General features: G+C 68.5%; 5 protein-coding genes. 1 reads left to right on the top strand and 4 read right to left on the bottom strand.

Translation table 11 applies throughout. The annotated features are described in order from the left end of the window. Positions 1-95: 95 nt before the first annotated feature. On the bottom strand, positions 96-926 hold the full coding sequence (locus tag A5714_RS02795) for an alpha/beta fold hydrolase (RefSeq protein WP_068282549.1): 831 nt from the start codon (positions 924-926) through the stop codon (positions 96-98). Between the two features lie 68 nt (positions 927-994). Here A5714_RS02795 and A5714_RS02800 point away from each other — a divergent pair, with 68 nt between their 5' ends. Then, the gene (locus tag A5714_RS02800; RefSeq protein ID WP_068069812.1) at positions 995-1,603 is read left to right on the top strand and encodes a TetR/AcrR family transcriptional regulator; all 609 of its coding nucleotides are present in this window, start codon (positions 995-997) and stop codon (positions 1,601-1,603) included. Positions 1,604-1,622: 19 nt separating this feature from the next. Here A5714_RS02800 and A5714_RS02805 read toward each other — a convergent pair whose 3' ends face one another. From A5714_RS02805 to A5714_RS02815, 3 genes are all read right to left on the bottom strand, one after another. Continuing rightward, positions 1,623-2,234: a TetR/AcrR family transcriptional regulator gene (locus A5714_RS02805; RefSeq protein WP_255396690.1), complete on the bottom strand. Its 612-nt coding sequence runs from the start codon at positions 2,232-2,234 to the stop codon at positions 1,623-1,625. A 9-nt stretch (positions 2,235-2,243) separates the two neighbouring features. Next, complete coding sequence (locus A5714_RS02810) at positions 2,244-3,530, bottom strand: lipase family protein (protein WP_068282553.1); 1,287 nt, start codon at positions 3,528-3,530, stop codon at positions 2,244-2,246. Positions 3,531-3,638: 108 nt separating this feature from the next. Continuing rightward, on the bottom strand, positions 3,639-4,234 hold a 596-nt coding region (locus A5714_RS02815; protein WP_068282556.1), incomplete at its 5' end, for a polysaccharide deacetylase family protein.

Below are 4,234 nucleotides of genomic sequence, written 5' to 3' on the forward strand. Positions count from 1 at the left end.
GCCGGTGGCTGCGCCGGTGACCAGGATCCGCCTGCCGCGCAGCGGCAACGTCGCGTCTGACATGGGCACGACGCTACCGCCGCGGCGGCGCAGCGCTACGCGGGCACCGCGATCGACGACAGCAGGTCGGCGAGCCGGTCCGGCTGGTCCAGCATGGAGAAGGTGCGCGCGTCGGCGATCACCTCGAGGCGGGCCTGCGGAATGAGCTGCGCCAACCGCGCGCCGTCGGCCTGCTCGAAGAACACGTCGTCGGCCGACCACGCGATGAGCGCTGGCTTGTCGAATTCGGGCAACCGGGCGGCCACCGCCGTGGTCACCTCCTGGCGCAGCGACAGCGTGAAGCGCCGCAGGTCTTCGGTGATCGCCGGGTCGGACAGTGCCGGACGCACCCACTGTTGCGTGAGGTCGTCGATGTCGGTGTGCGCCAGGCCGGCATAGGCGCGCCGGCGCGCGGCCGGCAGGCGCATGGCCTGGGCCGCCGCCCGGAACGTCGCCTTGGACGCGGCGGCCAGAATCAGCGGCTTGAGAATCGGCGGTGGAAAGTGTTCGAACGCATCGCAACTCGTGAGGACGAGCGCGCCCAACCGCTCCGGGTGGTGTACGGCCACCAACTGCGTCAACACCCCGCCGGTGTCGTTGCCCACCAGCACCACGTCGCGCAGGTCGAGGGCCTGCAGTGTTTCGGCGACCATGTCCGCGACCCCGGCGATGGTGCGGTCCGCGCCGTGCCGCAGCGGCTGCGGATGCGCGCCCAGCGGCCAGGTGGGCGCGATGCATCGCAGGCCGCGCTCGGCCAGCCTCGTCCCGACGGGCCGCCACAGTTCGCCGCCCATCATGTAGCCGTGCACGAAGACGACGGGCCTGCCGTCGCCGGGTCCCGTCGCTTCGTAATGGATCGTTCCGGCACTAATGTCGATCGTCGACATGAAAACTCCTCTGGATACCCGATACATTTACAAACAGGCTGTCTGTTCGTAAGTTACCGACAGGCTGTATGGAAAGCAAGAGACGGACCCAAGAAGAGCGCTCCGCGGCCACCCGCGATGCGCTGATCGCCGCCGCCCGCAAGCTGTGGGGGCTGCGGGGTTATGCGGAGGTGGGCACCCCGGAGATCGCCACCGCGGCGGGGGTCACCCGGGGCGCGATGTATCACCAATTCGCGGACAAGGCAACGCTATTCCGCGAGGTGGTCGAGGTGGTCGAGCAGGACGTCATGGCACGGATGGCCGCGGTGGTCGCCGGATCGGGGGCGAGCACCCCGGCCGACGCGATCCGCGCCGCGGTCGACGCGTGGCTCGAGGTATCCGGCGATCCCGAAGTGCGCCAGCTGATCCTGCTGGACGCGCCGAGCGTGCTCGGCTGGGCGGAATTTCGCGACGTCGCCCAGCGCTACAGCCTGGGCATGACCGAGGAGCTCCTGACCGAGGCCATCCGCGCCGGCCAACTGGCCCGCCAGCCGGTGCGCCCGCTGGCGCACGTGCTGATCGGCGCGCTCGACGAGGCGGCCATGGTCATCGCCACCGCGGACGACCCGAAGCGCAGCCGCCGGGAGACCCGCCAGGTGCTGCACCGGTTGATCGACGGATTGCTAGAGCAACGATAACCGTTGCGCCGCACGACAATCAGCGGACTTGCGCGACGCCCGCGATGACACCCTGCAGCAGCCGATCGAGGCGCTCGGCGTCCTGCACCGCCGGCTGATTGGCGACGAACGTCAGCATGATGCCGTTGATGAACGCCAGCGTGGCCACCGCCTGGTCGTCGATCAGCGCGGGGTCGGGGTCGCTGCCCGCCGGGTGCCACTGGGTGACGACCCCGCGCGCCAGCGCGTAGAGCCGCTTCGCGGACGCGTCCAGGATCGCGGCCAGCTCCGCGTCCCGGCCGGCGAGCAGGGCCAGCTCGTAGCGCGCCTTAGCGCGGGTCAGCCAGGGCTCGCTGTTGACGTACATGACGATCCGCGCCAGCCCGGCGGTGCCCGCGAAATCCGTTGACGTGTTGGCGAGTTCGGCCATCCGGGAGAAGTCGGCGACGTCGAGCTCGGTGAGCCGGGCCGCCACCGCGTGCAGCAGGGACTTGCGTGTTCGGAAGTAGAACGAGGCGGTACCGGCCGGCACCCCGGCGCGGTCGTCGACCTTCGGGTGGCTCACCCCGTGCAAGCCGGCGCCGCCGAGCAGCGCGATCGCGGCGTCGGCGAGGTCGCGCCGCCGCTCGGCCGCGTTGTGTCTCCTAGCGATGCGTCCAGTCTAAAACTGGCCGCAGTTGGGCGCGGTCGGTTCGCCGTTGAACCGGGCGGCGATCCACTGCATGGCCGGCTCGCCGTCGACGAGCATCGGCAGGGCGTGGTTGAGGACGAGCTTGTTGAGGAAGGGCGGCTCTTCGTTGGTGCGCATCTCGACGTCGGCGCCCTGGGCGCACCAGTCGTTGGCGAGTTGCACGACGGGACCATGGGGCACCAGTGGGTCGTAGCGGTTGCTGTCGAGCAGCACCGGCGCGTTGGGCTTGTGGCGCCCGATCCGCTGGTCGTCGAGCAGTGTGCTGAAGGGTTCCTCGTTGACCAGCTGGTTGATGTCCTCGGTGAAGTAGGGCTGCAGATGCCGGAACATGAAGTCGATGATGGTTTGGCCGACGCACTGGCGCGACACCGATTCCAGCATCGCCAGTCCCCGCGGCGTCATCTTGGAACGGATGACGTCGGCGAATTCCGGGTAGGCGGCCATCACGCTGTTGAGCGCATAGCCGACGACACCGACCAGTGCGCTGCCGTCCGCGTAGGGGAACAGCTCCTTCAGGTCGGCCGGTGGCGCCCCGGCGTAGGTGCCCACGATGTGCAGTTCCGGGGCGTAGGAGGCGGCCAGCTCCGCCGCCGACGCGGTGGCGCCACCACCCTGGGAATAACCCCAAAAGGCTACGGGGCCACGCGGATCCAGCGATGTCCCCGGCAGCTGCTGCGCCGCGCGGGCGGCATCGAGCACTGCCTGGCCCTCCGCGATCCGCCCGACGTAGGTGTGCATCGACGGCGTGCCCAGGCCCTGGTAATCGGTCATGACGATCGCGAAGCCGCGCGCGACCATCGTGGCGACGAACAGCTCCTCGTAGTTGAACATGATGTCCCAGCCACCCGAATAGTGGATGCCTTGGTTGAACATTCGCGACGGCGCGCACTGGTTACCCTGCCCCTGCGTGCCGGGCGCGTAACTGAGCAACGGCCGCGGCCCCTTGCCGGGCCAGTCGTTGTAGGGCTCGAAGTAGGTGCCGGTGACCGCGATCGGATTGCCGCGAGTGTCGGTGCTGCGGTACATGATTCGCGTCCCGGTAGCCATAATTGCCCCGAGCTGGCCGGACGGTTCGAGCACCAGGCGCGACGGCTCGGTCCGGATCAGGTCACCCGGTTTGCCCGGTGGCAACGGGTCCGGTGGCGCATAGAACTCCGCGTATTGCGGCTCGTCACCGTCGGCGGCCGCATTTCCGGTTCCGAGCAGTGCCGCGACCGCAACCAGTAGCACCACACACAAGCCCCCACCCCAGCGCATAACGGAACGCTAACAACGGCCGCTCTCCGGCGGGGGCATTTCTCTAAAATATTAGAGATTCGGGCGCGCTGCGGCCGCGCGGCTTCGGGCGGCGCGGCGCCCGGCGGGCTACGGAGTCTTCAGGAACACGTCGTTGAGGGTGACGGTGCGCAGGTTGCGCGACCGGATGGTGTCGACAAGCTCGGGGTAAACGTGCGTCACCGGCAGGTGATTGAGGTGGCCGATGACGATGGCTTGGGGGGTGAAGTACTTGTCGGCCATCTGCACGATGTAGTCCTCGGTGATGAGCGTCGAATCCGACAGCGAGCCCGACCACAGCGTCGGCACCGTGTAGCCGAGATCGGCGGCGACGGCGTCGACGGCCGCGTTGCGCTTGGCGTACGGCGGCCGCCAGTAGGGCTTGGCGCCGATCCCGTAGGTCTTCTTCAAGAACTCGTCGTTACGCGTGAGTTGTTGCGAGACTTGCTCTTTGGTCAACGAGGTGAGGTCCGGGTGCGACCAGGTGTGGTTGCCCAGCTGGATCTGGCCGCTGTCGACCAGCGGACGCAGCATCTCCAGGTTCTCGGTCCAGGAGTCGTAGACGCCGTTGACGAAGTACGTCAGCCGCACGCCGGTGTCCTTGGCGAACTGCGTGTAGGCGCGCACCACCTCGCTGTTGACGCCGTCGTCGACCGTCAGCGCCAGCAGGTCACCGTCACCGGGAA

This window comes from Mycobacterium sp. E2462 (assembly GCF_001672685.1).
Classification (GTDB): Bacteria; Actinomycetota; Actinomycetes; order Mycobacteriales; family Mycobacteriaceae; genus Mycobacterium.